Consider the following 26,845-nt stretch of genomic DNA (forward strand, 5'->3'; position numbering starts at 1 on the left):
TCACAAGACGGCACTGCGATGGGCGGGATGCCGCTCGTTTGGATCTGGAGGAGGGATTTCATGAAGAAGATCAAGGCAATTGGTGCGCTGAGCATCGGACTGGCATTTCAGCTGGCTCCAGGCAGCGCAATTCGCGCCGACGCTGCCTCGGATAAGCTGACGGTGGTGGTGACCGACGAACCGAAGTCGCTCGATCCCTGTGACACCGACCTTTCGGGCAATTCTCGCATTCTGCACAACAACATCACGGAAGCGCTCGTCAATCTGAGCCCGGCCGACGGATCGGTCGTCCCGAGCCTTGCCACCGGCTGGCGGCAAGTGGGCGAACTGACCTGGGAATTCAAGCTCCGCGACGACGTCACCTTCCACGACGGCAAGGCCTTCGATGCCAATGCCGTCGTTGCCGCTCTCAAGCGGGCGCAGGATCCGGCACTGGCCTGTGAAGTCGGACTTGCGACGTTGAAGGGCGTCAAGTTCAATGCAGAAGCGGTGAACCCGACGACCCTCCTCATCAAAACGGATATCGTCGAGCCGATCCTGCCGAACAAGATGTCCGCCGTGGACATCGGTTCGCCGGCGACCCCGAACGACGGCAAGTCGCGTTCCCCGGCCGGAACCGGACCTTACAAGCTTGCAGCTTGGACGCCCGGGCAATCGGTCGACCTCGTGGCCTATGACGGCTATTGGGGCGACAGGCCGGCGGTCAAGAACGCAACCATCATCTGGCGCGCCGAATCCGCTGTTCGCGCGGCGATGGTCGCCACCGGTGAAGCACAGATCGCATATGAAATAGCGCCCCAGGACGGCACCACGGAACAGGATCATGCCTTCCCGAACGCCGAAACCTCGCTGCTGAGGATCGACGCAGAAATTCCGCCGCTCAACGACAAACGCGTGCGTGAAGCCCTTAATCTTGCGATCGACCGGGACGGCCTTGTCGGCACCATCTTCCACCAGGATGCCCAAAAGGCGATGCAGGCGGTGCCGCCGTCCGTCTTCGGCTTCAATCCCGACATCCCCGTCTGGACGTATGATCCGGAAAAAGCGAAATCCCTGCTCGCCGCGGCGAAAGCCGATGGCGTGCCGGTCGACGAGGAAATCGTCATCTACGGCCGCATCGGCATCTATCCCAATTCGTCCGAAAGCCTGGAAGCCATTCAGGCAATGCTCGCGGATGCCGGCTTCAATGCCCGGCTCGAAATGCTTGAAACAAGCCCGTGGCTGAAGAAGCTGCTGAAGCCTTGGGAGAAGGAACGTCAGCCGTCGATCCTGCAGACGCAGATCGACAACACCGAAGGCGACGCCGTATTCACGCTGCCGAACCGTTTTACCACCGACGGTAACCAGTCGACCATCGCCGATGCCAAGCTCGACACATTGATTGCCGACGCGTCGAAGGCAACCGGCGACGAACGCAAGAAACTGTTCGAGGAGGCGTTCAGCTACATCGCCGTCGATGCGGTCAATATCGTCCCGCTGTTCCACATGGTCACAATCGCCCGCGTCGCCGAGAATGTCACCTACACACCCGATGTGCAGGCCGGCAACGAGATCAAGCTTAAATCGATCAGCTACCGCTGACCGCCCAGACTGGTCGCCGAACGTCCCTTGAGGAGAGCGGATGTCCTTCACCTACTTCCTGAAACGTGCAGCCTTTGCGGCACTCGCACTTGCAGCATTGATGACATCCGCCTTCTTCCTGGTGCGGTTGACGGGTGATCCCGTCAATCTATACCTGCCCGTCGATGCCTCGGATGCGGCCCGCGAAGCCATGCGCGTCCGTCTCGGCCTCGATCGCTCCCTCCCATGGCAATTCCTCGATTGGGCCGGCGACATGCTGAGCCTCGATTTCGGCACGTCGCTTTGGCACAACCGCCCGGCCATGGACGTTGTCCTGGAGGCGTTGCCGAATACGCTGGCGCTCGGTGCCATTGCCTTGACCCTGGCCTTCATCGCTGCCGTCATTATTGGATCGATTGCCGCTGTGAATGCCGGCGGCTGGATCGACCGGGCTATTAACGTGCTGTCGCAGGCAGCGGCGAGCGTGCCGGATTTCTGGCTCGGGCTGATGGGCGTCCTGCTGTTTGCCGTTACCTTGCGCATTCTGCCGACATCGGGTTTCGGCGGTCCGATCTATTGGATCCTGCCGGTTGCCTGTCTTTTTGCCCGACCGTTCGGGACGCTGGTGCAGATCGTCCGCGGCTCGATGATCGAAGCACTGAACGCGACCTTCGTCCGGACTGCGCGGGCCAAGGGCGCGCGCGGCGGTCGGGTTACCTTCGTGCATGCGCTGCGCAATGCGCTGCTGCCCGCGGTGACCGTGACCGGTGACCTCGCCGCCCAGTTCGCCGGTGGCGGCGGCGTCGTCGAAGTTGTTTTCGGGTTTCCCGGCATCGGCAAGCTGCTGATCGACGGCATCCTGAAGCGCGATTTCGCGATTGTCCAGGCATCGATCTTCGCGGTCGCCGTCGTCATCTTCTTCATCAATATCCTGGTCGACATGCTCTATGCATCGATCGATCCGCGCGTGAGGGTCGAATGACCAGCACGTCCGCCGACTTCCTCCCTGCCCGCGAGCGCCGAAGCCGCCGCATCTTGTGGTTCATGCGCGCGCTCGCAGGCGACCCGATGGCGGTCGCTGCGACAATCTGGCTGCTGATCGTTGTCCTTGCCATTCTTGCGGATGCATCGTCGCTGCTCGGCGAAAACCGCATTTCGCTGAAGGCGCGCAACCTGCCGCCCTTCGACTTCGGCCAGTCCTGGACGTTGTGGCTGGGCGCCGACGCCCTCGGGCGCCCGCTCCTCGTTCGCCTCATTCAGGCGGCATCGACAACGATCGGCATAGCGCTGGTGACTGTTCTGACGAGCCTGATCGGCGGAACGCTGCTCGGCGTGATCGCCGGTTACTTCGGTGGCATCATCGGCAACCTTGTCATGCGGGTGTGCGACATCATCCTGGGTTTCCCGACGCTGCTGGTGGCGCTCTTCGGGCTCTACCTGTTCGGCCCGAGCGTCGGCAACCTCATCATCGTGCTCGCCGTTACCCGCATGCCTGCCTATATCCGCGTCGCAAGAGCCGAAACTCTGGAAGTCCGGGAGAGGCTTTTCGTTGATGCGGCGCGCGTCTTCGGGGGCGGGCCTGTCTGGATATTGCGCAATCACATTCTCCCCAGCGTCGCTCCCACGATGCTGACGCTCGCCTCGGTCAATCTGGCCATGGTCATGCTGTTCGAATCCGGGCTGAGCTATCTCGGTCTCGGCATCCAGCCGCCTGCCGTGAGCTGGGGTCTGATGGTGGCGCAGGGCCAGGGATATCTGTCATCCGCCTGGTGGCTGGGCTTTTTCCCCGGTCTGGCTGTGATGCTCACGACCATGTCCTTCAATCTCCTCGCCAACTGGTTCCGGATCGTCAATGACCCGTCGCAGCACTGGCGTCTTGTCAACCGGAGGCGCTGATGGCTCTTCTCGAAGTCAAGGACTTGCAGGTCAGTTTCGATACGGCCGCCGGCCGCATCCTGGCGCTCAACGGAGTTTCCTTCTCGCTCGAGCGTGGAGAGGTGCTGGCGCTTCTTGGCGAAAGCGGCTCCGGCAAGTCGGTGACCGCATCGGCCATCATGGATCTCGTTCCCAGCCCGCCGGGCGAAATCAATCGAGGATCGATCCGCTTCGACGGTGTCGAGCTGTTGCAGCTCTCGCGAAACGAGCGGCGCGATCTCTGCGGCGACCGGATCGCTCTGATCTTTCAGGATGCGCTCGCAGCGCTCAACCCGGTCTATTCCGTGGGTTGGCAAATCGCTGAAATGTTCCGCATCCACGGCCGTACTCCGGAAGGCGGTGTCGAAAAAGCCGTGATCGATCTCCTGACGGCTATCGGCATTCCCGACCCTGAAAGCCATGCGAGGCAATATCCGCATGAGTTTTCGGGCGGCATGCGCCAACGCATCATGATCGCCATGGCCGTGGCACTGGAACCGGATGTCATCATCGCAGACGAGCCGACGACAGCGCTCGACGTCACGATCCAGGCGCAGGTGGTCGATCTTCTGGAGACGATCCGCAAACGCAGCGATGCCGGCATGATCTTCATCACGCATGATCTCGGCGTCGTCGCCGAACTCGCCGATCGCGTTGCCGTCATGTATGCCGGCCGCGTCGTCGAGACAGCGAGCGTCTTCGAACTGTTCGAAGATGCACGGCATCCCTACAGCGTCGGATTGCTTGCCTCGCAGCCGCGCATGGACACGGATGAAGACGAATTGGTGCCGATCCCCGGCTCAGCACCCAATCCTGTCGCCCTGCCTTCCGGCTGCGCATTCAGAACGCGCTGTCCACGTGCCGAAGGGCTCTGTGCAGAGGTCGTCCCCTCTCTTGAAACCGTAGGGCCGGGCCGCCAGGCCGCCTGCCACTTCCCGGTATCACCCGTATGATCGAACCTCTGCTCAAGGTCCAAAACCTTTCCCGGCACTTCGGCAGCGCCTCGGCGCCGGTGCGTGCCGTCGACGATGTCAGCTTCGAGATTGCCAGTGGAGAGACGCTCGGCCTCGTCGGCGAAAGCGGTTGCGGCAAAACCTCGCTGGTTCGGACGCTCTTGAAGCTCGGGCCGGCGACAAGCGGCAGCGCGATGCTCGACGGCGTGGACATTACGACAGCCGGTGGCCGGCGGCTGCATGAATTGCGCCGCAAGATGCAGGTCGTTTTCCAGGATCCTTACCAGTCGCTCAATCCCCGCATGCGGGTCGACCGGCTGATTTCCGAACCCTGGGCATTGCACCCGGGGGTCGTGCCCAAGAGCAGCTGGCGTGAAGAGACGGTCAAGCTGCTCGAATCCGTCGGGCTACGCGCCGAGCATGCGGACCGTTATCCCTCGGAATTTTCAGGCGGCCAGCGGCAGCGCCTTGGCATTGCCCGCGCTCTTGCGCTTAATCCGACACTTCTTGTCTGCGACGAGCCTGTCTCGGCCCTCGACGTCTCGGTCCAGGCGCAGGTGATCAACCTGCTCGCCGGACTGAGGCGCGAGCGTAATCTGGCGATGCTGTTCGTCGCGCATGATCTCGCCGTCGTGCGGCATGTCTCGGACCGTGTGATGGTCATGTATCTCGGCAAGATCATCGAAACGGGGCCGAAGCAATCGATTTTCAGCGCAGCGGCTCATCCCTACACGCAGGCCCTGATGTCGGCGGTCCCGACACCGGATCCGAGGCGTCGCGCGCAGCGCAAGCGCATCGTTCTGCAGGGCGATCTGCCGAGCCCCGCAAATCCGCCCAGCGGATGCCGTTTTCGAACGCGCTGCTGGAAAGCGACGTCGATCTGCGCAGAACAGGAGCCTGCCCTGACCGCGCGAACGGCAGCACCTGGTCTTCTGACCGCCTGTCATCACGCCGATGCGGAAATCGCCAACGAAATCCCTCGCCTTGAAAGGACCTGAACCCAGGCCGATCATGCCAAGGTGATCGCAAAGCTGCGCACACCGTTGCGCCGGTCATCGACGATTATTTTCCGTTCGTGTTTCCTGATTGTTTGGTGGCTGCCTTCAGCCCGCCTTGCTGCAGATCCGCCTCGTCGGCAACAATGGCGGCTGCCTCGTCGAGCAGGACGTCTTTTGCGTTCTTGCGGGCATTCTCGATGGCAATATCAGCGCTCAGGCTGCGCTCGCCTGCCTCCAGGCCGTCATCTCCAAGATCCTCGCCACCGCTTGCTTGCGCTCGATCCTTGAACCGTTTCTCGCGCGCCGTCGCTTCTTTGCGACGTTCGGCTTCATTGAGGGAAACAATTCCTTTTTCCCGCTGCGCCTTGAGGTCGGCAATGTCTTTTATCAGGCGTTGGAAGTCCGGATCGCTCTCAATCCGCGCATCATGGCGGCTTTGCAATGTCGGCAGCAACGTCGTGACAGTGTCGGCGGCCGTGTACTTCGCAGGTTTGATCTGAGCCCACGGCAGGGCATTGTCATAACTGGTCTCGCCGAAGCTCGTCGGATCGGAAAGTCCTGGCAAGCCGATATCGGGCGTTACGCCGTGCAGCTGCGTCGTCCCGCCGTTGACCCGGAAAAACTGGGCAATCGTCACCTTCAGCTCCCCTAACTCGGGTTTGCTGTTGCGGACGATCCGGTCAAGATCGACGACGGTCTGAACGGTGCCCTTCCCGAAACTGGGTTCGCCGACGATCACGCCTCGACCGTAATCCTGGATTGCCGCGGCAAAAATCTCCGAAGCCGACGCCGACCCGCGATTGATCAGGACACCCACCGGGCCTGTCCAGATAGGCGCTGCAAGATCCGAGCTCCTCACCTCGACTTTGCCATCGCTGCCGCGTTGCTGAACGACCGGGCCATTGCCGATGAACAGGCCGGTCAAATCGATCGCCTCGTCCAATGAGCCGCCGCCGTTGTTGCGTAGGTCGATGAGAACGCTGTCGACCTTTTCTTCGCTCAACTCGCCGAGAAGCTTGGCGACATCACGGCTTGCGCTTTTGTAATCCTTGTCTCCTTTGCGCTTGGCTTCAAAATCCTCATAGAATACCGGCAGAGTAATGATCCCGATTTTACGCGTGGCGTCGCCCGCTTTTACCGACAGTACAGTCTTCCGGGCGGCCTGCTTGTCGAGACTGATTTTGTCGCGCACCAGGCTGATGACGCGATGCGTGCCCTCGGCTCCGGCATCTGCCGGCAGGATGTCCAGCCGCACGACGGAACCTTTTTTCCCGCGTATCATCTGCACGACTTCATCAAGGCGCGTGCCCACCACGTCCTTGATCGCGCCGTCCTTGCCTTGACCAACGCCGGTAATTCGATCTCCGACCGCGAGCTTGCCGGACAGCTGTGCCGGTCCGCCAGGAACGAGCTCACGGATCGTCGTGTAGTCGTCGCGCTCCTGCAGGACCGCACCGATACCAAACAGCGAAAGCTTCATCGAGACATTGAAGTCGGCTGAAGCGGCCGCACCGAAATAATCCGTGTGCGGATCGATCGACGTTGCGTAGGCGTCCATGAACGATTGGAAAACGTCGTCGCTTTTGAACTTGTCAGCGCGCTCGAGCGTGTTTTCGTAACGTTTGTCGAGTGTTTCGCGAATGGCCGCGTCGTTTTGGCCGCCCAGTTTCAACCGCAACCAGTCGCTCTTGACGCGCTTGCGCCAAAGCTCATTGCTCTCGGCTTCCGACTGCGGCCACGGCTCTTTATCGCGAAACAGGGAATAATTTTCCTGCGCGCTGAAATCGAAGCCCTGCTTAAGCAGGGTGCGCGCATAATTCATGCGGTCGACAACGCGCTGTTGATACACTTTGAAGATCGCAAACGGGATCTTCAAGTCCTTATCCTCGATGGCATCATCGATTTCGCTGCGGTCAGACATGAACCCGTCGATGTCGGCTTGCAGGAAGAGCATGCGGTCCGAATCAAGTGACTTGATGAACCCATCCATGATCCTGGCCGACAAGGCGTCGTCGAGTGGAACGGGCTTGTAGCTATACCGCGAAAGAAATTGTGCGCTCAACTCGGCGGCTTGCGCCTGTCGCTTTAGAGGCGCCAGAGCAGGCGGTGATGCAACTTCAGCATATGCGGACTGTGCAATTGCAAGAAATGCACCAAGGAAAAAGTAGGCTATGCGCATTCAGCGTTGTCCAATTCTTAATGCCGAGTGTCGATGTGCGATCTATGTGACGCAATCATGGTTTTTTGGCAACCAAATGGCAAACGACATGGTTTGCAAAGCTGCGGACATATCCGGCGCCTGGTTGGGGTCTCCGCAGCCGGCGCTCAATCCGCCTGCACGTCTTGCCAGGATTCGAATGTCGCAGCCTGACCGCGACGGCATCCGCTGCGGTCGACGAGATCCCAGACGATGGCGCTCTCGATATAGAAACGCCGCCCTGATTTGGCGATGCGAAGTCCACGATAGTCGGCGATAAAGCCGTTGGCCGCCACGGCATTCAACAACCTCTCGCGTTCGGCGCGATCGGGCGCCTCTGCCGAAAGACGCGATGGCAAAGTGACGAACTCGTCCCATGAATATTCAAAGCAGGCCTGGGCCGCGCGGTTTGCGTAGATGAAACGCGGATCGGCGTCGGTGTTGTGGGCAAGGACAACTGCCGGCGACTGGTCGTAAAGCCATTCGGCACCCCGGCCTTCCGGCGTCAGGCTGCGTCCCACGCTTCGTTCGAAGCTTTCCGCCATCAATGCGTAAAATTCGGGATCGTAGGACAAGTCGAGCCCGGCGTCGTTATAGTCGGCAATCATGCTGCGCATCCTGGATTGCGGCGAGAGATGTTGACGTGATGGTCTCGCTACAAAATCCTTTTGCGCTACGGAAAGTGCAAGCTCCAAATGCGACGCGGTCAAGCTGGGCGATCGGGACTTCAGGCGTCATCCTGGAGGTAGCGTTCCGCGAGCCTTGCCCACATGGCAGCGCCAACCGTCAGGCTGGCATCGGCGAAGTCATATTTGGCGCTATGCAGGATGGCGGAATTCATGCCGTTGCCGAGACGCAGGAAGCTGCCCGGCTTGTGCTCGAGAAAGTGCGAGAAATCCTCGCTGCCGGGAATGAGCGGGCAGGTCGCGACCTTGTCTTCGCCGACCAGTTCCATCGCGACGATCCGGGCAAAATCCGTCTCATCAGGCGAATTGACGACGACAGGATTGCCGCGATCGTAGTCGATCTCGATGGAGGCATTGTGCCCTTCTGCCACCGAGCGGGCGAGCTTGGTGATGCGTTCCTGCAGGAGGTCGCGAATGCCAGGCTCGAAGGAGCGCACGCTCAATGCGAGCTTGGCATATTCCGGAATGACGTTGACGGCATCGCCGGCATGGATCGTGCCGACGGTGATGACCGCCGTCTGGGTCGGATCGAGGTTGCGCGAGATGATGGTCTGCAGCGAGACGACGAGGTTGCACGCCACGACCACGGGATCAACGGTCAGGTGCGGCCGCGACGCATGGCCGCCTTTGCCCTTGACGGTAATCTCGACGGTATCAGACGCCGCCATCATCGGGCCTGACCGCAGCAGGATGGTGCCTTCGGGAGCGCCGGGGTGGTTATGCAGGCCAAAGATCGCGTCGAACGGAAACCGCTCGAACAGGCCGTCGGCGATCATCGCCTGGGCGCCGCTATTTTTGCTCGCCTCTTCCGCCGGCTGGAAGATCAGCGTCACCGTGCCGTTGAAGCGGCGGGTGCGGGCGAGATATTCGGCTGCGCCGAGCAGCACGGTGGTGTGGCCGTCATGACCACAGGCATGCATCTTGCCGGGGGTGCCGCTGGCATAGGCAAGTCCGGTTTCCTCGACGATCGGCAGTGCATCCATATCGGCGCGGATGGCGATGCCCTTGCTGCCCTTGCCGGCGCTGAGCCGGGCAACAACCCCGTGACCGCCGACATTGCGGGTCACGTCATAACCCCAGCCTTCCAGCTTTTCCGCGACATACCGCGCTGTTTCCGCTTCTTCGAAGGAGAGTTCCGGATGGGTATGCAGATACTGGCGGGTTGCCTTCAGCTCCGCCTCCATGGCTTCGAAATCGGAAAGGCGGGCATAGGCATTGTCGAGCGTGGGCATGAAAACATCCAGTCTTGATCGAAAAGGGCGATTGCTCCGGCCCGAGGGTCGAGGCAGAAGCTGACACCAGTCAGAGAAAACGGGCGAGAAAAGCCTGGGTCCGGGGATGTTGCGGATTGCCGATGACATCCTCGGGCTTGCCCATTTCGACGACATTGCCGCCGTCCATGAACACGACCCGATCGGCCGCCTCACGGGCGAAACCGATCTCGTGGGTGACGACGATCATGGTCAGGCCCTGTTTGGCGAGATCGCGCATGGTGGAGAGAACTTCGCCCACCAGTTCCGGGTCGAGCGCCGAGGTGGGCTCATCGAACAGCATCAGCTTCGGCTTGATCGCCAGGGCACGGGCGATGGCGACGCGCTGCTGTTGCCCGCCGGAGAGCTGACGGGGATAGCTACCCGCCTTTTCCGACAGCCCCACCCGCTCCAAAAGCCGCAGGGCGTTCTCGGTCGCGGCCTTGCGGCTTTCTCCGTGCACGCCGATCGGGGCCTCGACGATGTTCTGCAGCACCGTCATATGCGGATAGAGATTGAACTGCTGGAACACCATGCCGATCTTGCGCCGCTGGCTGGCGATCCCGTTGCTCGACAGCTTTTCCAGCCGGTCCTTGCGAAGGCGATAGCCGATCTGCTCGCCATCGACTTCGATGAACCCCTTATTGATCGCTTCGAGATGGTTGATGCAGCGCAGGAAGGTCGATTTTCCCGACCCGGACGGGCCAAGCACCACGACGACTTCCCCCGGCATGACATCGAGGTCGATCCCCTTTAGCACTTCGAGCTGGTCGAAGGACTTGTGGACATTGCGTGCCCTGACGAGGGGCTTTGCGGTCTCGGCGGCGATCAATGGTTTGCCTCCTGGACAAGGGTGTCGAGCTTGGCGGTAGCGACATTGTTGCGCCGTTCGCTGCGGCCGTAATAGGCCTCGATATAGCTCTGGCCGAGATTGAGGATCGACGTGATGAAGAGATACCAGAGAACCGCGACAAGCAGCATCGGCACGATCTCGAAGGTGCGATTGTAGATCGACTGGACGGAATAGAGCAGATCGGCCATGGCGATGACGCTGACGAGCGATGTCGCCTTGATCATGCTGATCAGCTGGTTGCCGGTCGGCGGCACGATCGAGCGCATCGCCTGCGGAATGATGATCCGCCACAGCGCCCTCGCCTTGGTCATGCCGAAGGCTTCCGCCGTCTCGAACTGGCCGCGGTCGACCGAGAGCAGGCCGCCACGAATGATCTCGGCCATGTAGGCCGCTTCGTTCAAGGCAAGACCGACGATTGCCGCCGTCATCGGCGTAATCACCGAATTGGTCTCCCAGCTCGCCAGCGTCGGGCCGAACGGAATGGTGATCGAAAGTTCGGGAAAGAGGGTCGAGAGATTGTACCAGAAGATCAGCTGTACCAGCAGCGGCGTGCCGCGAAAGAACCAGATGAACAGTGACGCCAGCGAACGTGCGAGCCGGTCATTCGACAGCCGGGCGATCGCCAGTCCGAGGCCGAGAACGATGCCGATGGCCATCGCGACCACTGTGAGGCCCAAGCTGACGTAAAGGCCGCTGATGACCGTCGGATCGAAGAAATAGGCCGCGACGACAGGCCAGCCGAAATTCTCGTTATGGGCGACGATCCATAGGAAGTTCGCGGCAATCAGGAGCACGACCACCCACAGGACGAGCCGGCCCGTTTGAAAAGGCTTGTGGGCGTGGGCAACATCCCTGATATCCGCACCGCCCAAAGGCGGTGCGGCAGTCGTGCGGTCATTGCTCATTTCGGCAGGGCTCCACCAAGATTGAGGCCGGGCTGCTTGATCATGTTGTTCTCAAGACCCCATTTCTTCATGATGGCGGCATAGGCGCCGTTATCCATCAACGCCTTGATCGAGTCGAGCAGAACGGGGCCGAGCGGCGAGCCCTTCGGCACGACGGCGCCTTGGTAGAGATCCTCGAACCCGTTTTTCTGGCCGACGCCGCTCAATTCCAGCTGGCCGTTTGCCTGGGACACGAAATAGGTCAGCGGCGCCTGCGAGGAGAAGAAGGCATCGGCGCGTTTGGAGCGGACCGCCAGGATCGAGCTCGGCTGGTCGGTGTAGGACTGCACTTCGGGCGCGGGCTTGCCCGCCGTCTTGCACTTTTCGACCTGGGCTTGGATTACCTTTTCGGCGGAGCCGCCGGCCATGACGGCGATGCGATTGCCGCAGGCGCTGTCGAGCGAGGTGATGGCCTTCGGATTGCCCTTCTGGACGGAGAAGACCACGTATTCCTGAACCCAGTCGACGAAATCATTGGCCTCTTCACGGGTCTTGAAGTCACCGATCGGGCCGAAGGCGAACTGGTATCGGCCGGAATTGATGCCGGCGAGCAACGCGCTCAACCCGCTGACGGTTTCGTGCTCGATCTCGACGCCGAGCATCTGGCCGATCGCATCGGTCAGATCAGCGCTGGCGCCGGTCAATTTCGTACCGGTGACGATCTCATAGGGAGGAAAGGAACCGTTGTTGACGGAGATCATCTTGCCGTCCGTGCGGATCTTCTCCGGCAGGCGGGCGCGAAGCGCGTCATTGACGGTCTGCTTCGGGACGGCCGCCTCCTCAGCGAACACCGAAGTCGTCATCATCAGGCCCATCAGGGCGGCGGAAGCGGTCAGTTTCAAATGCATGTCATTCCCCTTGTTTTGGTTTGCTAATTTGGTGGTCGACGATGAGGTCGCTTTCACTTCGCCATCGTCACCGGGACTTGGCGTGCCACGGAAAGAACTCGGCGGGCGTCAAAAGGCGCGGCATGATCTTCTGTTCGTAAAGTTCCTCGCCGAAATCGGCGATCATCGCCTCGTTTTCGGTAAATCCGCTGGTCCTCCAGGTCGGCGGCAGATCGGCCGCGCAGCGGCGCAGCTCGTCGATCATCCAGGGCGTGGTGTCGGCGTATTTCTCGCGCTTCTCCAGCCAGAGGCGCTGGGACTCGTCGATTAGCGCGCTGAGTTCATCCATGATCCAGGGGTGCTCCTGGACGATATCAGCCTTGAAGCCGATTAGATGCATGCCCGGCACATAGCCAACCTCATTGAGGTAAGCGACTTCCGCGGCGCGGAAATCATCCAGCACCTGGCGGAGCGGCGATTCCTGATCGAAGAAGCCCTTCGGCATGAAAGGCGTGAACACGGCATCCAGCCCGCCATCCAGCAAAAGATCGACCATCGGGCGTTCGCCGGGAGCTACCTCGATGCGCCCGGGCCTTCCAAAACCGTCGAGCCGGTCGACGATCGGATGAGCCTCCGTCAGGCGCCCGGCATACCACATGGCATCCTCGACGCCGACGCCTTCCCGGCGCAGCGCAGCACGGGTCCAGGTATTTCCGGAATCGCGCCAGCCCGTCACGCCGATGTTCTTGCCGGCCAGATCGGACAGCTTGCGGATCGGACTATCCTTGGTGGTGATGATGCAGCGATGGCGGAAGCCGCGCATGATGAAGTTCGGCATGCCAATGACCCGATCATCGCCATCATGACGCATCTGCGAATAGCGGCTGAAGGACATTTCCGCGGCGTCATGCGTCGGATCATCGGCGAGGCTGGAGACCAGCGTGCCCACACGATCCACTTTGATATCGAGACGGGAAGAACTGACATCTCCGAGCACGAGCGGTGTCATGTAATCCCAATCCCGGAGGGCGATGCGAAGCGTCACAGGCATGCAAAAACTCACAAAATTGCTCGACGAGTGGCAAATTAAATGTTCAAAATAGAGAGTACAAATGTTATTACGTTATTGAACATTTAAAGTGAGAGAAAAATGGGCGACACGGTCGAAGCCTCCTGGTTTGCCGAAAAAATAGCCGACCGCAGCATCCGGGGGATCGCTCTCGAAACGAGCGCGCTGATCCGTGCCGGTGTCCTGCCCATTGGGACGCGCCTGCCGGCGATCCGCGATATCGCATACGAATTGCACGTCAGTCCGGCAACGATCTCCGAAGCCTGGAGCGAATTGCGGCGGCAGAAGATCATCAGCGGCCGGGGGCGCAACGGAACCTGGGTCAGCGGCGACCGCTTTGTCGCCAAGCCGGAACGTCTCGCCAGCTCGGGAAATTATGCAGCAGGTGTGCTCGACCTCACCTTAGCCGGACCGGATGCAGCACTTCTTCCGCGCCTCGCCGAAGCTATGGCCTATGGCGCGTCCGTCGATGACCTCAACAGCTATGAGCGCAGCCGGATCGTCCCCGAGTTGAAGGACGCTGTTTCAGAGCGATGGCCTTATGAGGCGGAAGCCTTTCTGGCCACCAATGGCGGCTACAACGCCGTCTATACGATATTGCATGCGCTGGTTTCCTCGGGTTCGTCGGTCGCGATCGAACATCCGACCGCCATGCGGCTGCTCGATATTCTGGAAGATCTCGGCGTGAAAATCATCCCTGTCGCCTGCGACGGCGAAGGCCCCCTGCCGGATTCGCTGCGCGAAGCATTGCAGCAACGTCCGGCGGCTTTCCTGTTCCAGCCACGGCTGCATTCGGTGACCGGCGTGACAGTCAGTTCATCCCGCCTCGATCAGCTCGGCGATGTGCTGGAAGACAGCGATACGCTTATCGTCGAGGATGACGGCGTCGGCGACGTGTCGGCGGCACCTCCGCAGTCGCTCGGCGGTCGATTTGCGGAGCGGACGATCCATATCCTCTCACTCTCGAAAAGCCTCGGCCCGGATCTGCGTCTCGCGGTTCTGTCGAGTTCCGCGCCGATCGTCGACCAGATCCAGTCTTACCGTTCCTTCAGCGCCGGCTGGACCAGCCGTATCCTGCAAGGTGCCGCCGCCTGGCTATTGCGCGATCCGGCAACCTGGCAGCTTATCGGCGAGGCGCGCGAGATCTATCAGCAGAGGCGGGACGCCCTTGCCGATGCGCTCAGCGAACGGGGTATAGCCATCCCGGCAGGCCAGGGCCTGTGCCTCTGGGTGCCCGTCGTCTCCGAACCATTCGCGATGGTGACGCTCGCCGCACGCAATATCGCCGTCAATCCGGGCAGCAAATTCTCCGTCCTGCCAAGCAGTCACATTCGTGTCGCGACCAGCACGCTCAGCCATCGCTGCGAGGAAGCCGCCGATGCGATCGCGTTGGCTCATGCGCCGTGAAAAGGCAGGGCCGCAGCCCACGTCTCTGATCCCTAGTCATTCCACCCAAGTCCGGAAACTACTTTCCCTCAAGCCACTCCAGCAGCTCTGCCTCAGCCCGCTCCAGAGCGCTGTAGTTCAGGAGTTTGCGCAGGAAAGCGACGGTGACGGCGCGGGCGCGCAGATTGAAGCGGCCGTCCTCGTGGTCGTCGCCGGCGCTCTGGTAGACGTCGAGCTTGTCGTAGAGCTGCTGCAGGCGGTTCTGCACGCTGCGCAGCGAAAGGCCCCGACGTTTGGCGATGGCCCGGTCGGTGAGGCCGAGCGCGATATCGACGAGGATCTCGTATTCGGAATCGGTGAAGCCGTTCGTCTGGCCGAGGCTCTTCTGCTGCAGGCCCCGCACCTCGCGGTCGATGACGCATTGGCTCTCGATGAAGATCGAGCGTAGCGCAAGCTTCAGCCGCTCGTCGGAGGCGGATTTCAGCACATAGCCATAGGCGGCGCCATCCGGCACTATGCGCGAGACGCCGCGCACATAGGCTTCGTCCGAGTAATTCGACCAGAACAGGATGCGGGTCTCCGGCCGCTCCTTCCAGATGGTGCGCGCCGCCTCGATGCCGTTGCGGTTCGCCATCTGCAGGTCCATGACAATATGCGCCGACTTGTGGTCGCGGGCGAGCTTCTCGCCGACGGTTCCATTCTCAGCCTCGATCACCGTATCGCATTCCGGCAGGGCCGCGTTGACCGCCTCGTGCAGATAGGATCGGTGCAGCGGGTCGTCCTCGACGATCAGAACCTTCATAGTGCCCTTCTCCTCAGTTTGGCCCGCTCGGCGGGTCGTTCGGTACGAGCGGTAGCACGACCCGCACCACAGTGCCGCGATTGTTGTGGCCGGGGCCGGTCGTGAACCGCGCCGAAATCAGCCGCGCCCGGGTCTTCATATTGTCGATGCCGCCGCCGATCCGTCCCCGCGCCTTGGTAAGGCCGCTCCCGTCGTCGGAGATTTCGATCGACAGCCGCTCCTCGTCGGCCTCGAGTCGCACCATGACGGCCAGCGGCGCGGCATGGCGCACCGCATTGTTGATCGCCTCCTGGGCGATCCGAAACAGCGCGACGCTGACGGTCGGTTCCAGTCGCTCCAGTGCGCCGTGCGTCTCGTCGACAAGGCCCCATTCGATCCCCGATCCGCTGTCGCGGGTCGATCTGTCCAGATGATGTTCGATCGCTTGGGCGAGGCCGAAGAGCTGGAGCACGGAGGGTTTTGCCTGCTCGATGATCTGCCGCAGATCCTGCATGCAATGCTGCAGGGAACGGGAGATCGGCTCCAGCGTCTCGGGCGCCACCTCGCCGTTGCGCGACAGTCGATCGATCCGGCGGGCGAGCCGCGTCAGGTCGGCGAGCGTCTGGTCGTGCAGGTCCATGCCGATGCGCTGGCGTTCCTGCTCCAGGGCTTCGGTAAGCTTCAGCGCACCTTGCCGCAAGCCCTCCTCGCGGGCGCGGGCCTCTGCCTCGACAATGGCCGAGCGTTGCGCCTGTTCGGCCGCCTGCAGCGCGAAGAAATAGGGCGTCAGCAGATCGGCGATGATGCGAGCGCGTTCGATATCCTCCATCGCATAGACGCCCGCCCTGTGCGACGAACAAGAGAGCGCCGCGATGATCGTGCCCTGCACCTTCATCGGCACATGCAAGCGGCTTCTCAGCGACTGTTCGACGATCGGCCGCTTGAACGCGCCCTCGAAGTGGAAACGCGGGTCGGTCATGGCGTCGTCCGCCAGCAGAAAATCCACCTCGCCCCTGAGCAGCGAGCGGATGGGGCTGTTGACAACAGGCGCGCCGGCAAGCCCGCCCCAGGCGGTCTCGATGCCCGTCTCGTAGGCCGTGTGATAGTTGCCGCCCTCAAGCAGCACGCAGACATCGAGATGGTCGTGCGGGATGATGTGGGCGACCTCGGCCGCGACGGAACGGATAGCCGAGCGGAAGTCGAGCTGACCCGCGAGCAGCCGGGAAATGCCGAGATAATGGTCGAACATGGCTGCGGGTACGAGATGCAGCATCGTCAGTTCCTCCCCGAGGCGGTAGCAGGCTCCTCAACCCGCCGCGCCCCTTCCCAGTAAGCGCCCGCGGAAGCGCCGCCGTCTTGCGTAAACCCGCAGCTTGTTGCGCAAATCCCGCAAACGGATTGCCGCCTTGCCCCTGTACAGGCCGATCGATCTCCCGCATCCTGCCCTTACTGAGAGGAGGAAGCTCAGTGCAAGAACAATTTTCACTCGGACCCAGCTGGGCCGGCAGGAGTGAAGCGATCCGCCGACCAGCGCGATCATCAGGGAGGAAGACATGACAATCCGTAAGATGCTTCTGGCATCGGCCGCTATTGCTTGCGCCGCGATGCCCGTTTCCGCCTTTGCCGAGACATCGGCCAAGAAAATCGCCCTTTCCAACAACTACGCCGGCAATTCGTGGCGCCAGGCCATGCTGACGAGTTGGGGCAAGGTGACGGGCGAAGCCGTGAAGGCCGGCACCGTTGCCGCAGCCGACCCCTTCACCACCGCCGAGAACCAGGCGACGGAGCAGGCCGCGCAGATCCAGAACATGATCCTGCAGGGCTATGACGCCATCGTGCTGAACGCTGCCTCGCCGACGGCGCTGAACGGCGCGGTCAAGGAAGCCTGCGACGCCGGCATCACCGTCGTGTCCTTCGACGGCATCGTGACCGAACCCTGCGCCTGGCGTATCGCCGTCAACTTCAAGGAAATGGGCCGCAGCGAGGTCGAGTACTTGTCGAAGAAACTTCCGGACGGCGGCAACCTGCTCGAGATCCGCGGCCTTGCCGGTGTCTTCGTCGACGACGAAATCTCGGCGGGCATCCACGAGGGCGTCAAGCAGTTCCCGCAGTTCAAGATTGTCGGCTCCGTTCACGGCGACTGGGCACAAGACGTGGCGCAGAAGGCTGTTGCCGGCATCCTACCGAGCCTGCCCGACATCGCTGGCGTGGTGACGCAGGGCGGTGACGGTTATGGCGCCGCACAGGCGATTGCCGCAACCGACCGGAAGATGCCGATCATTATCATGGGCAACCGCGAGGACGAACTGAAGTGGTGGAAGGAGCAGAAGGACGCGAAGAGCTACGAGACCATGTCCGTCTCCATCGCGCCCGGCGTCTCCACACTCGCTTTCTGGGTGGCCCAGCAGATCCTCGACGGCAAGGAAGTCAAGAAGGACCTCGTCGTGCCCTTCCTGCGCATCGACCAGGACAATCTCGAAACCAACCTCGCCAATACCCAGGCCGGCGGCGTCGCCAACGTGGAATACACGCAGGCAGACGCAATCAAGGTCATCGAGTCGGCAAAGTAATTCTCCCGGCGACTGCCGCGCGGTCGTAGAAGGTCGCGCGGCATTTTTTGCAAGCAGGCATGGCGGGCAGCATGGATGACGTTTTGAAGGCGGTGATCGCCGTCGATGGCGCCAAGGTGAGTTTTGGCGCAGTCAGGGCACTCGATGGCGTGACCCTTCGCGTCATGCCGGGCGAATGCGTCGGGCTTGTCGGGCACAATGGAGCCGGCAAGTCCACCATCGTCAGCGTGATCAATGGCGGCCTCACACCACATGAAGGAAGTGTGGCGAGCGACGGCGAACGGCTGGAGCGCTATGGCATCAACGCTGCGCGTGCCCGCGGCGTGCGCTGCGTCTTCCAGGAGCTTTCGCTCTGCCCCAACCTTTCGATCGTTGAGAACACGCGCATCATGCATCGCCATCTCGGAGGCTTCGGCTGGCGACGGCGCGCCGCAAAAATCATCGAGACGAGCCTCGACGCCGTCTTTCCTGGCCATGGCATCGACAGCAGCCGGGCCGTGGGAGATCTTTCGATCGCCGAGCGGCAGATGGTCGAGATATCAATGGCCTTTTCCGACTCCGGCATTGCGCCGCGGCTGGTGATCCTCGACGAACCAACCTCGTCGCTCGATGCAAGCCTTGCTAGGCAGATGCTCGACCATGTCCGCCGCTTCATTGCCACGGGCGGGTCCGTCATCTTCATCTCGCATATCCTGCACGAGATCCTTGAAACCTCCGACCGCATCGTCGTCATGAAGGACGGCCGCGTCGTCGCCGAGCGCCTGGCACAGGGTTTCGACCATCACGGCCTTGTGGAAGCCATGGGCACTGTTGCGAAGGAGGAAACCAAGCGCTCGGCCCGCGAACAATCCACCGCTCCGCTCATGCTGTCCCATCAGGGGAAGGGCCTTTCCTTTGCGGCCCGCAAGGGCGAGATCATCGGACTGGCGGGTCTGGCGGGGCATGGGCAGACCGAACTCCTGCTCGCCCTGCATGCCGCCCAGTCCAGCAACTGGCTGCCCGAGCGCGATCCGCTCGTCACCTTCGTCGCCGGCGACCGCCGCCTGAACGGCGTCTTCGAACTCTGGAGCATCCTGCACAACTTCTCCATCGCCTCGCTCGGTGACCTCTCCCGGCGCGGCCTCATCCTCGCGGGCGAAGAGGAGACGAAAGGCGCCGACTGGAAGCGGCGGATCGAGATCCGCACGCCCGATATGGACAACCGCATCCTGTCGCTTTCGGGCGGCAACCAGCAGAAGGTGCTCTTTGCCCGCGCGCTTGCGACGCGCGCGCCTGTTGTCCTGATGGATGATCCGATGCGCGGTGTCGACGTCGGCACCAAGCAGGAGGTCTACGCGATCATCCGCGACGAGGCGGCGCGCGGCCGCACCTTCATCTGGTACTCGACGGAAATGGACGAGGTCCGCCTCTGCGACCGCGTCTACGTCTTCCGCGAAGGCCGCATCACGGCCGAACTTGCCGGCGACGCCGTCAACGAGAAGAACATCATCGCCGCCTCCTTCGAAGGGGTCGCCGCATGACGTTCCGGCTGTCGTCCGACGCCCTGCGTCTTGCCATTCCTGCCTTGTCGCTGACGCTGCTGCTCGCCGCCGTCTTCTGGCTGCAGCCGCGCGCCATGAGCTATGTCGGGCTCAACCTGCTGTTCAACCTGGCTGTGCCGATCGCGCTTGCGACGATCGCCCAGATGATCGTGATGGCGGTGAACGATCTCGATTTGTCGATGGGCGCCTTCGTCAGCTTCGTCGCCTGCGTCACCGCGACCTTTCTGCGGGATGCTCCGGTGATCGGCGTGCTGATCCTTGCCGGCGCGATCGCAACCTATGCGGCGCTCGGCGTCGTCATCTATCTGCGCAACCTGCCGTCCATTGTCGTGACCCTCGGCATGAGCTTCGTCTGGGGCGGCCTTGCCGTTCTGCTGCTGCCGGCACCGGGCGGGCAGGCGCCGGACTGGGTACGCTGGCTGATGACCGTCAAGCCGCCGCTGGCGCCGATGGCGATCGTCGCCAGCATCGTCATCGCCTTGGTCGCCCATCTTCTCGTCATGCGGTCGTCGCTCGGCGTGCTGATGCGCGGCATCGGCGGCAACCAGCGCTCGGTCGAGCGCGCCGGCTGGTCGATTGTCGGGGCGCGCGCTGCCGCCTATGGTCTTGCCGGCCTCTTCGCGGTGCTCGGCGGCATCGCCCTCGTCGGCCTGACCACCTCGGCCGATGCCAATATCGCGCTGCGCTACACGCTGCTGTCGATCGCCGGCGTGATCCTCGGCGGCGGCGAGTTCATTGGCGGCCGCGTCTCCCCGATCGGCGCCGTCATCGGTGCGCTGACGCTGACGCTTGCCGGCTCGTTCCTGTCCTTCCTGCGCATCTCGCCGGACTGGCAGATCGGCGCTCAGGGCGCGATCCTGATCATCGTGCTGGCACTCCGCCTGATGCTGAACCGCCTGGAGAAGCGGGAGAAACGCCGATGACCCCGCCCCTTCGCCTGTTCCGCAAACCCTGGATCTGGTCCTGGCTTGCCGCCTTTGTCGTCTGGTTCCTGACGATCATGGTGACGCTCGGCGCCAGCACGCTTGGCCTGTCGCAGGCAGCCTTCACCTTCGCGGCCTTCTCGGTCATCGTCGGCATCGGTCAGATGTTCGTTATCACGCTCGGTCCCGGCAACATCGATCTCTCGGTTCCCGCCACCATGACGCTTGCCGGCACGGTGGCGCTGAAGCTGATGAATGTCGAAAACGGCATGATCCTGCCAGGTCTTCTCGTTGCCATCGTCATCGGCCTTGTCGTCGGTCTCGGCAATTATGCGCTCATCAAGGCGCTGCGCATTCCGCCGATCATCGCCACACTGTCGATGAGCTTCATCGTGCAGTCCGCGGCGATCTGGACGAACCGCGGATTGCGCATCAAGCCTCCGAGCGTGCTGGCGGAATTCACCACGTCGAACACGCTCGGCGTGCCGAATGTGGCGATCGTGGCATTCCTCATCTCGCTGCTTGCCTGGTTCCTGCTCGAGAAGACGATCTACGGGCGCTGGATCTCGGCGATCGGCCAGAGCATGCCGGCAGCGCGCATGGCCGGCATACCGGTCGACGGCACACGTTTCGTCACCTATCTCTTCTGCGCCGTGCTCGCATCGGTCGCAGGCTATCTACTCGCCTGCTTCTCCGGGGGCGCGGCGCTCAACATGGGCTCGGAATATCTCTTGATGTCGATCGCCGTCGTCGTGATCGGCGGCACGGCAGTCGCCGGCGGCGATTCCAACGTGCCGGGGATCTGGGGCGCATCGCTCTTCATGTTCCTGGTCGTCTCCATGCTCAACACCTACGGGCTCGGCGCGGGCATCCGCCTGATCATGACCGGCCTCATCATCATCAGCGTCATCATGCTCGCCGGCGGTCGCCGGGCCGGCATGCGATAAACGGGAAGACCGCCATGGCCGAGGCCAGCATTTACGAAATCCACGACCCGCGCTTCCGGCAGATGATCGTAACAAGCGCCGGCCTCGACGAGCTCTATTCCGGCTGCCGCTGGGCGGAGGGTCCCGTCTGGTTCAACGACGCGAACCAACTGCTCTGGAGCGATATTCCCAACCAGCGCATGATGCGATGGACGCCCGAGAGCGGCGTCTCCGTCTATCGGCAACCCTCCAACTTCACCAACGGCCATACGCGCGACCGGCAGGGTCGGCTGATCTCCTGCGAACATGGTACGCGCCGCGTCACCCGCACCGAGGTCGACGGCTCGATCACCGTGCTCGCAGACCGTTTCGAGGGCGCCAGGCTCAATTCGCCGAACGATGTGGTGGTGAAGTCCGACGGCTCGATCTGGTTCACCGATCCGACCTACGGCATCATGTCGGACTATGAAGGTTATCGCGCCGAGCCGGAGCAACCGACCCGCAACGTCTACCGGCTCGATCCGACGAGTGGCGCGCTTGCAGCTGTCGTCACGGATTTCATCCAGCCGAACGGCCTCGCCTTCTCGCCCGACGAGACAATCCTCTACGTTGCGGATTCCGCCGCTAGCCATGACGAAAGCCTGCCGCGCCACATCCGCGCTTTCGACGTGGTCGACGGCATCAGGCTGGCAAACGGTCGCGTCTTCTGCCTCATCGACAACGGCATCCCGGACGGCATCCGCACCGACGTGAACGGGAACCTCTGGTCGAGTGCCGCCGATGGCGTGCATTGCTTCGACCCGACGGGCAAGCTGATCGGCAAGATCCGCGTACCGCAGACCGTCGCCAACCTCACCTTCGGCGGCCCCCAACGCAATCGGCTGTTCATTGCGGCGACGCGGTCGGTTTATTCGGTCTATGTCGCGGTGAGTGGGGCTCAGGTGCCGTGAGGTTGGTCGCCTTGAACCAATACAAACCGTTGCTACAAAAAGCTCGGCGGCCCACGTATGCTGGCCGCCCAGCTCCACATAAATCTCTTCATCATATGGGCTGATTGAACCCTCCGCTCGAGTCCGTAAGACCATGCATTTCCCGGATCAGATCGGCCGCCCGCTCTCCGATGACAACACAAGGCGCCATCGTGTTGCCGGTGGTGATGCGAGGCATGATCGAGGAGTCTGCGATGCGAAGGCCATCAATACCGTACACTTTGAGCTCGTTATCGACCACCGACATACTGTCGCGTCCCATCTTGGCTGTGCAGGATTGATGCCAGTAGGTGACCGCCGAACGCCGGATAAAGTCGATCATCCCTGATCTGTTGCGCGCGCCCGGAGCAGTCTCGGCCGTTACCAACGGCTTGAAAGCGTCGCTATTTCCCAATTCCCGGCATAGCTCCACCGCGGCCAGGGCAGCAGCCATGTCTTCTGGTTCGCTCAACGAATTGGGTTCGATGAGGATAGGGTCACTTGCGTTGGGGCCGGAGAGCCGAAGCCAACCACGGCTTTTCGGCTGGGCGAGGCCGTTAAACATCGTCCAGCCATGTTCCGGCGTTTCGAGACCCGTCTCGATGGGCGACGGCACGGCGAACTCCAGCTGGCACTGAAGAATGTCCGGCTGGGCGAGACGCGCGTCGCTTTTCCAGTAGAGTTTTGCTTCGCAGCCACTGCCACCGACGGCTTCTGGTTTTCGATATGCCCAGGTGCAGCCGAATGCGAGGTGATCCTGATGATTGCGCCCAACGCCAGGTAAATGTTGGACCACGGGAATGCCGTGGGCTTGCAGATCATCTTCCGGCCCTATGCCCGACTGCATCAACACTTTCGGTGTGTTGATCGCGCCGAGCGACAGTACCGTTTCGCAACGCGCAATGAATTGACGTCGCTGATCACCGACGAGAGCCTCGATCCCCGTAACGCGCTTGCCATCGAAGATGAGCCGCGTGACCAGTGCGTCGGTCAGCACAGTCAGGTTCGAGCGCGACATGAGCGGGCGGACATAGGATCCAAATACAGACTCCCGCTTGCCATCCCGGATCCGCAGTTCAGCGATGGATGCGCCGCCCGGGCCCTCCATCATTTCACCGTTCGGGCTATCGTAGACGGGAATGCCGATAGTGGATGCCGCACTCAACAAGGCCTCTGCGATCGGTTGGGGCGCCCGCGGCTGCGCTACGTATGCCGGCCCTCCGACGCCGCGACGCGTTGGGTCCGGAGCGCCCTGCCAATCTTCGATCCGGCGATAGTAGCCGAGGACAGACTGATAGCCCCACGCGTCATCGCCGGCTTCAGCGGCAAAGTGGTCCCAGTCCCCCTTGTGTCCTCTGGCCCACACCATGACATTGATGCTCGAACCGCCACCGAGCCCCTTGCCCATGCTGAGAGGAAGACGTCGTCCGTCCAGGCCGGGGGTCGGTTGTCCAACAAAGCCCCAGTCCCGGCTCGAGCCGAGATTGAGCGGCCACTGCGCAGGGTTCGTAACGGTTTCGGCCGCATCGTCCCCACCCGCCTCGAGCAGCAGAACGCTCGCGTTCCCATCCTCTGCCAGTCGCGCAGCGACAACGGAGCCGCTGGACCCGGCGCCGCAGACGATGAAGTCGAAAACAGCACCGACCTCGCGCTGAGGAATGGGCGGATTTTCGGGTGCATTTTGGTCATGACTATTCAGCTTCACGTGACTACCTCCGTGAATGGATTCAAAACAATAGCGAATTTGCTGGGGATCCCGGGGGCGAATGCGGGCAATGGATCCCAGTCCGAGATCGTGCGGCCTTCCATGTGCTCGCTTCGGCCCGACCTCGCTCGGTTCGACAGCCCCTGCTCGTCGTCATCGGGACAGTGCGGACTGTCCCGATGAGGCTACGTCTGTCATTGCTTCTTCGCCGAGACGGCCTTAGCGGCCTGATCAATGGTATCGGCGACCACCTTCGGCTGCGTCATGAACAGGGCGTGGCTTGCCGAAACCTTGGTGATCTTCGCCTTGATGCGCTCTGCCATGTGGATCAGCATCGCCTGATCGAATGCCTTGTCTTCGGTAGCGATGACGGCCCAGCTCGGCTTGGTGCGCCATGCAGCATTTTCCAACTTCGTGCCGAACGCCGACATGTTGATCGGGACCTGCGCATCCCTCATGAATGCAACATCCGCATCGCTGACGTCATGAGCAAAGCCAGCCTTGAACTTTTCCGGGCTGACATATCCAAAGCCATCTTTCGTGGTCTCAATGACGAATTCCGATGCAGGAGCAAATCCTTGGTATTGCTGTGCCGTTGTCTCGCCGGCATCGGGGGACAGCGCAGAAACATAGACGAGGCCAGCAACCTTTGCGTCGATGCCCGCTTCCGTGATGACCGTGCCGCCCCAGGAATGTCCAACGAGAATGACCGGACCATCCTGCCGTTCCAGCGCACGTTTGGTGGCGGCAACGTCGTCTTCGAGGGAGGTCAGCGGGTTCTGGACGATCGTAACGCGATAGCCGCGCTTGGTGAGATTGTCGTAAACACCCTTCCAGCCAGAACCGTCCGCAAAGGCGCCGTGGACAAGCACAACGTTTCTGACCGACTGGTCTTGAGAGATGGAGTCTGCTGCGTTCGCCGGCAATGCGGCAGCGGACAGTGAGGCTGCAGCAGCAATTGCGGCTACGGTGGTCGTGGTCTTGCGTGTCATGGCTATCTCCTCGGTAACTGCGATAACTGTTATCGCGATATATGTAAGCTCGCAGACTTTGGATTGCGCGTCAAGATAATTCTTATCGCGATATTTAATTTCTCTCTAGCATGGGCTATATGGAGTCTACAGGAGCTCACAATGACCGCACGCCATAACGACCCGCCCCCTCTGCACGACCAATTGTGCTACGCAATTTACACTGCTGGTATTGCCATCCAGCGTGCTTACAAGCCCCTTCTCGATGAGTTGGGCCTGACGTACCCGCAGTACCTCGTGCTCAACGTGCTGTGGGGCGAGGATGGGCAGACGGTGGGCGCCATTGCCAATGCCCTTGCCCTGGAATCCAGCACGCTGACGCCGCTTCTAAAGCGCCTTGAGGTATCCGGCCTGCTGCGTAGGACCAGAAACCTGAGCAACGAGCGCCAGGTGTTGATTGCGTTGACCGACGAAGGCAGGGCGTTACAGCACAAGGCTGGTTGTCTCAGCGACACCTTGCTTGCAGCTTCGACCCAGACGCCACAGGAACTGGGCGCTCTGAACCACGACGTCCGCCATCTCCGCAACGCGATCTATTCCCAGATCGGCGGCTGGGACGCACCCGCCTGATTTGCCGTGTATGTCGGCGCCTAAGCTGTTGGCACTGTCCCCCCATCGATTGTATATTCGGTACCGGTGATCGATGCAGCCCGGTCCGAGGCGAGGAAGGCAATCAGGTTTGCGACCTCTTCCGGCTTTGCCGGACGCCCCAGCGGAATGCCGCCCAGCCCGTCCATGATGATCTTTTTGCCCCCCTCGAGGTCTGTTCCGGCCTGCTTCGCGAGGCGCTCTGCAAGGTGGACCGAAGCTTCCGTTTCGATCCAGCCTGGCGACACCCGAACGACACGAACACCTTTGGGCGAAACTTCCTTCGACATCGCCTTGCTGTAAGTGGAAAGCGCTGCCTTCGCCGCAGCATAGGCCGTCGTCGATTCCGGAAGCGGCAGGACTCTCTGGATGGATGTCACATGCACCACCACACCGTTTCCTTGAGCGACCATGTCCGGAACCAGTTGCCGATCCAGGCGAACGGCTGGAAAAAGGTTGAGCGACAGCTCCTTATGCCAGTCGTCTTCCGACAGTGCAGAAAATCCACCTCCGGCCGCTGAAGAGCCACCCAGCATATGGACGATGACGTCGACGCCGCCAAGGCGGCGCCGCGTGGCCTCTGCGACGATTGCGCATCCCTCTTCTGTGGTCAGGTCCGCCTCGACGAACATTTCTTCCGACAGGCTTTCCGGACAGGCCCGCGCTGTCGTCAGCACCTGCGCGCCGAGCTCCCGAAACAGTCTGACGGTCGCGGCACCAGTACCTTTGGTTCCAGCCGTAATGAGGGCCCGTTTGCCTCTCAGGTTGAGAAAGTCGGCCATTATAATATCTCCAGCCTGACGATCCTGTCGTCCTTGATGGTGAAGGCGTGGGTGAGCATCACCGGGCTACCGGGAAACTGGCCGCTCACCCTCGCCCGGACGAGTGCCTTGTCGCCGTCAACCGCGGATTCCACGGGTTCGGCACGGTATCGGGTCGCCTTCTTCGCAGCCACCCACCAGTCGCGGATTGCGACGGCGCCCTGATGGCGAGCGTTCTCATCTTCGACCACGGCATCGACCGCGAGGGTCTTCACCAGCGCATCGGCATCATTGCGACTGTCGGCGTCAAAATACATGTTCACGATATCGGGCAAATCCATCCTGTTTCTCCTCATGATCTGCCCCGATAGTTAGCGCTCGACCATTGCATAGATAAGTGGGATAAACCGGAAT

At 61.7% G+C, this 26,845-nt stretch carries 25 protein-coding genes; 12 read left to right on the forward strand and 13 right to left on the reverse strand.

Annotated elements, in window-relative coordinates:
- Positions 1–60 precede the first annotated feature (60 nt).
- The 5 genes from GR198_RS11600 to GR198_RS11620 are packed head-to-tail and all read left to right on the forward strand — an operon-like array spanning position 61 to position 5,425.
- Complete coding sequence (locus tag GR198_RS11600; protein ID WP_164068980.1) at positions 61–1,581, forward strand: ABC transporter substrate-binding protein; 1,521 nt, start codon at positions 61–63, stop codon at positions 1,579–1,581.
- A 40-nt stretch (positions 1,582–1,621) separates the two neighbouring features.
- Positions 1,622–2,542 (forward strand): ABC transporter permease, encoded by a 921-nt coding sequence (locus tag GR198_RS11605; protein ID WP_062941637.1) that lies wholly within the window; start codon positions 1,622–1,624, stop codon positions 2,540–2,542.
- Positions 2,539–3,456, forward strand: coding sequence for an ABC transporter permease (locus GR198_RS11610; RefSeq protein ID WP_062941638.1), 918 nt, complete (start codon positions 2,539–2,541; stop codon positions 3,454–3,456). The genes GR198_RS11605 and GR198_RS11610 overlap by 4 nt, the downstream gene beginning before the upstream one ends.
- Complete coding sequence (locus GR198_RS11615; RefSeq protein WP_164068982.1) at positions 3,456–4,427, forward strand: ABC transporter ATP-binding protein; 972 nt, start codon at positions 3,456–3,458, stop codon at positions 4,425–4,427. The genes GR198_RS11610 and GR198_RS11615 overlap by 1 nt, the downstream gene beginning before the upstream one ends.
- The gene (locus GR198_RS11620) at positions 4,424–5,425 is read left to right on the forward strand and encodes an ABC transporter ATP-binding protein (RefSeq protein WP_029871671.1); all 1,002 of its coding nucleotides are present in this window, start codon (positions 4,424–4,426) and stop codon (positions 5,423–5,425) included. The genes GR198_RS11615 and GR198_RS11620 overlap by 4 nt, the downstream gene beginning before the upstream one ends.
- A 64-nt stretch (positions 5,426–5,489) precedes the next feature.
- Here GR198_RS11620 and GR198_RS11625 read toward each other — a convergent pair whose 3' ends face one another.
- The 7 genes from GR198_RS11625 to GR198_RS11655 form a co-directional block, all read right to left on the reverse strand.
- Entirely contained in the window at positions 5,490–7,604 is a 2,115-nt protein-coding gene (locus tag GR198_RS11625) for a carboxy terminal-processing peptidase (RefSeq protein ID WP_164023412.1), read from the reverse strand.
- 146 nt (positions 7,605–7,750) lie between these two features.
- Positions 7,751–8,230 carry an MEKHLA domain-containing protein gene (locus GR198_RS11630; RefSeq protein ID WP_164023413.1) on the reverse strand — a complete coding sequence of 160 codons (480 nt, stop codon included), beginning with the start codon at positions 8,228–8,230 and terminating at the stop codon, positions 7,751–7,753.
- Positions 8,231–8,349: 119 nt separating this feature from the next.
- The gene (locus GR198_RS11635; protein WP_131620733.1) at positions 8,350–9,540 is read right to left on the reverse strand and encodes a M20 aminoacylase family protein; all 1,191 of its coding nucleotides are present in this window, start codon (positions 9,538–9,540) and stop codon (positions 8,350–8,352) included.
- 70 nt (positions 9,541–9,610) lie between these two features.
- Positions 9,611–10,390 (reverse strand): amino acid ABC transporter ATP-binding protein, encoded by a 780-nt coding sequence (locus GR198_RS11640; RefSeq protein WP_131620735.1) that lies wholly within the window; start codon positions 10,388–10,390, stop codon positions 9,611–9,613.
- A complete protein-coding gene (locus GR198_RS11645; RefSeq protein ID WP_131620737.1) occupies positions 10,387–11,316 on the reverse strand; it encodes an amino acid ABC transporter permease in 930 nt (309 codons plus the stop codon). The genes GR198_RS11640 and GR198_RS11645 overlap by 4 nt, the downstream gene beginning before the upstream one ends.
- Complete coding sequence (locus GR198_RS11650) at positions 11,313–12,203, reverse strand: ABC transporter substrate-binding protein (protein ID WP_131620739.1); 891 nt, start codon at positions 12,201–12,203, stop codon at positions 11,313–11,315. The genes GR198_RS11645 and GR198_RS11650 overlap by 4 nt, the downstream gene beginning before the upstream one ends.
- A gap of 67 nt (positions 12,204–12,270) precedes the next feature.
- Positions 12,271–13,233, reverse strand: a complete 963-nt coding sequence (locus tag GR198_RS11655; RefSeq protein ID WP_164023414.1) for a nitrate ABC transporter substrate-binding protein — start codon at positions 13,231–13,233, stop codon at positions 12,271–12,273.
- A gap of 99 nt (positions 13,234–13,332) precedes the next feature.
- On the opposite strand from GR198_RS11655, the gene GR198_RS11660 reads away from it, so the two are divergent.
- Positions 13,333–14,658, forward strand: coding sequence for an aminotransferase-like domain-containing protein (locus tag GR198_RS11660; RefSeq protein ID WP_164023415.1), 1,326 nt, complete (start codon positions 13,333–13,335; stop codon positions 14,656–14,658).
- Between the two features lie 58 nt (positions 14,659–14,716).
- On the opposite strand, the gene GR198_RS11665 is transcribed toward GR198_RS11660, so the two are convergent.
- Together GR198_RS11665 and GR198_RS11670 are read right to left on the reverse strand one after the other, a co-directional pair.
- Positions 14,717–15,439: a response regulator transcription factor gene (locus GR198_RS11665; RefSeq protein ID WP_029871680.1), complete on the reverse strand. Its 723-nt coding sequence runs from the start codon at positions 15,437–15,439 to the stop codon at positions 14,717–14,719.
- Between the two features lie 13 nt (positions 15,440–15,452).
- Positions 15,453–16,691, reverse strand: coding sequence for a GAF domain-containing sensor histidine kinase (locus tag GR198_RS11670; RefSeq protein ID WP_029871681.1), 1,239 nt, complete (start codon positions 16,689–16,691; stop codon positions 15,453–15,455).
- 280 nt (positions 16,692–16,971) lie between these two features.
- Here GR198_RS11670 and GR198_RS11675 point away from each other — a divergent pair, with 280 nt between their 5' ends.
- The 5 genes from GR198_RS11675 to GR198_RS11695 all read left to right on the forward strand — a co-directional run bounded on the left by GR198_RS11675 (position 16,972) and on the right by GR198_RS11695 (position 22,328).
- Positions 16,972–17,988 (forward strand): ABC transporter substrate-binding protein, encoded by a 1,017-nt coding sequence (locus GR198_RS11675; RefSeq protein ID WP_024321508.1) that lies wholly within the window; start codon positions 16,972–16,974, stop codon positions 17,986–17,988.
- 71 nt (positions 17,989–18,059) lie between these two features.
- The gene (locus GR198_RS11680) at positions 18,060–19,508 is read left to right on the forward strand and encodes a sugar ABC transporter ATP-binding protein (protein ID WP_032983896.1); all 1,449 of its coding nucleotides are present in this window, start codon (positions 18,060–18,062) and stop codon (positions 19,506–19,508) included.
- Positions 19,505–20,452, forward strand: coding sequence for an ABC transporter permease (locus tag GR198_RS11685; RefSeq protein ID WP_029871683.1), 948 nt, complete (start codon positions 19,505–19,507; stop codon positions 20,450–20,452). Before GR198_RS11680 ends, GR198_RS11685 begins: the two co-directional genes overlap by 4 nt.
- A complete protein-coding gene (locus GR198_RS11690; protein ID WP_029871684.1) occupies positions 20,449–21,399 on the forward strand; it encodes an ABC transporter permease in 951 nt (316 codons plus the stop codon). Before GR198_RS11685 ends, GR198_RS11690 begins: the two co-directional genes overlap by 4 nt.
- 14 nt (positions 21,400–21,413) lie before the next feature.
- On the forward strand, positions 21,414–22,328 hold the full coding sequence (locus GR198_RS11695; protein ID WP_164023417.1) for an SMP-30/gluconolactonase/LRE family protein: 915 nt from the start codon (positions 21,414–21,416) through the stop codon (positions 22,326–22,328).
- Positions 22,329–22,419: 91 nt separating this feature from the next.
- Here GR198_RS11695 and GR198_RS11700 read toward each other — a convergent pair whose 3' ends face one another.
- Both GR198_RS11700 and GR198_RS11705 read right to left on the reverse strand, forming a co-directional pair.
- Complete coding sequence (locus tag GR198_RS11700) at positions 22,420–24,051, reverse strand: GMC family oxidoreductase (RefSeq protein ID WP_164023418.1); 1,632 nt, start codon at positions 24,049–24,051, stop codon at positions 22,420–22,422.
- 194 nt (positions 24,052–24,245) lie between these two features.
- Positions 24,246–25,043: an alpha/beta fold hydrolase gene (locus GR198_RS11705; protein WP_131620753.1), complete on the reverse strand. Its 798-nt coding sequence runs from the start codon at positions 25,041–25,043 to the stop codon at positions 24,246–24,248.
- Positions 25,044–25,184: 141 nt separating this feature from the next.
- On the opposite strand from GR198_RS11705, the gene GR198_RS11710 reads away from it, so the two are divergent.
- Positions 25,185–25,652, forward strand: a complete 468-nt coding sequence (locus GR198_RS11710; RefSeq protein ID WP_029871688.1) for a MarR family winged helix-turn-helix transcriptional regulator — start codon at positions 25,185–25,187, stop codon at positions 25,650–25,652.
- A 20-nt stretch (positions 25,653–25,672) separates the two neighbouring features.
- Here GR198_RS11710 and GR198_RS11715 read toward each other — a convergent pair whose 3' ends face one another.
- Positions 25,673–26,452, reverse strand: a complete 780-nt coding sequence (locus GR198_RS11715; RefSeq protein WP_029871689.1) for an SDR family oxidoreductase — start codon at positions 26,450–26,452, stop codon at positions 25,673–25,675.
- On the reverse strand, positions 26,452–26,772 hold the full coding sequence (locus GR198_RS11720) for a nuclear transport factor 2 family protein (protein ID WP_164023420.1): 321 nt from the start codon (positions 26,770–26,772) through the stop codon (positions 26,452–26,454). Before GR198_RS11720 ends, GR198_RS11715 begins: the two co-directional genes overlap by 1 nt.
- Positions 26,773–26,845: the final 73 nt, after the last annotated feature.

Source organism: Rhizobium leguminosarum (assembly GCF_010668065.1).
GTDB lineage: Bacteria > Pseudomonadota > Alphaproteobacteria > Rhizobiales > Rhizobiaceae > Rhizobium > Rhizobium leguminosarum_S.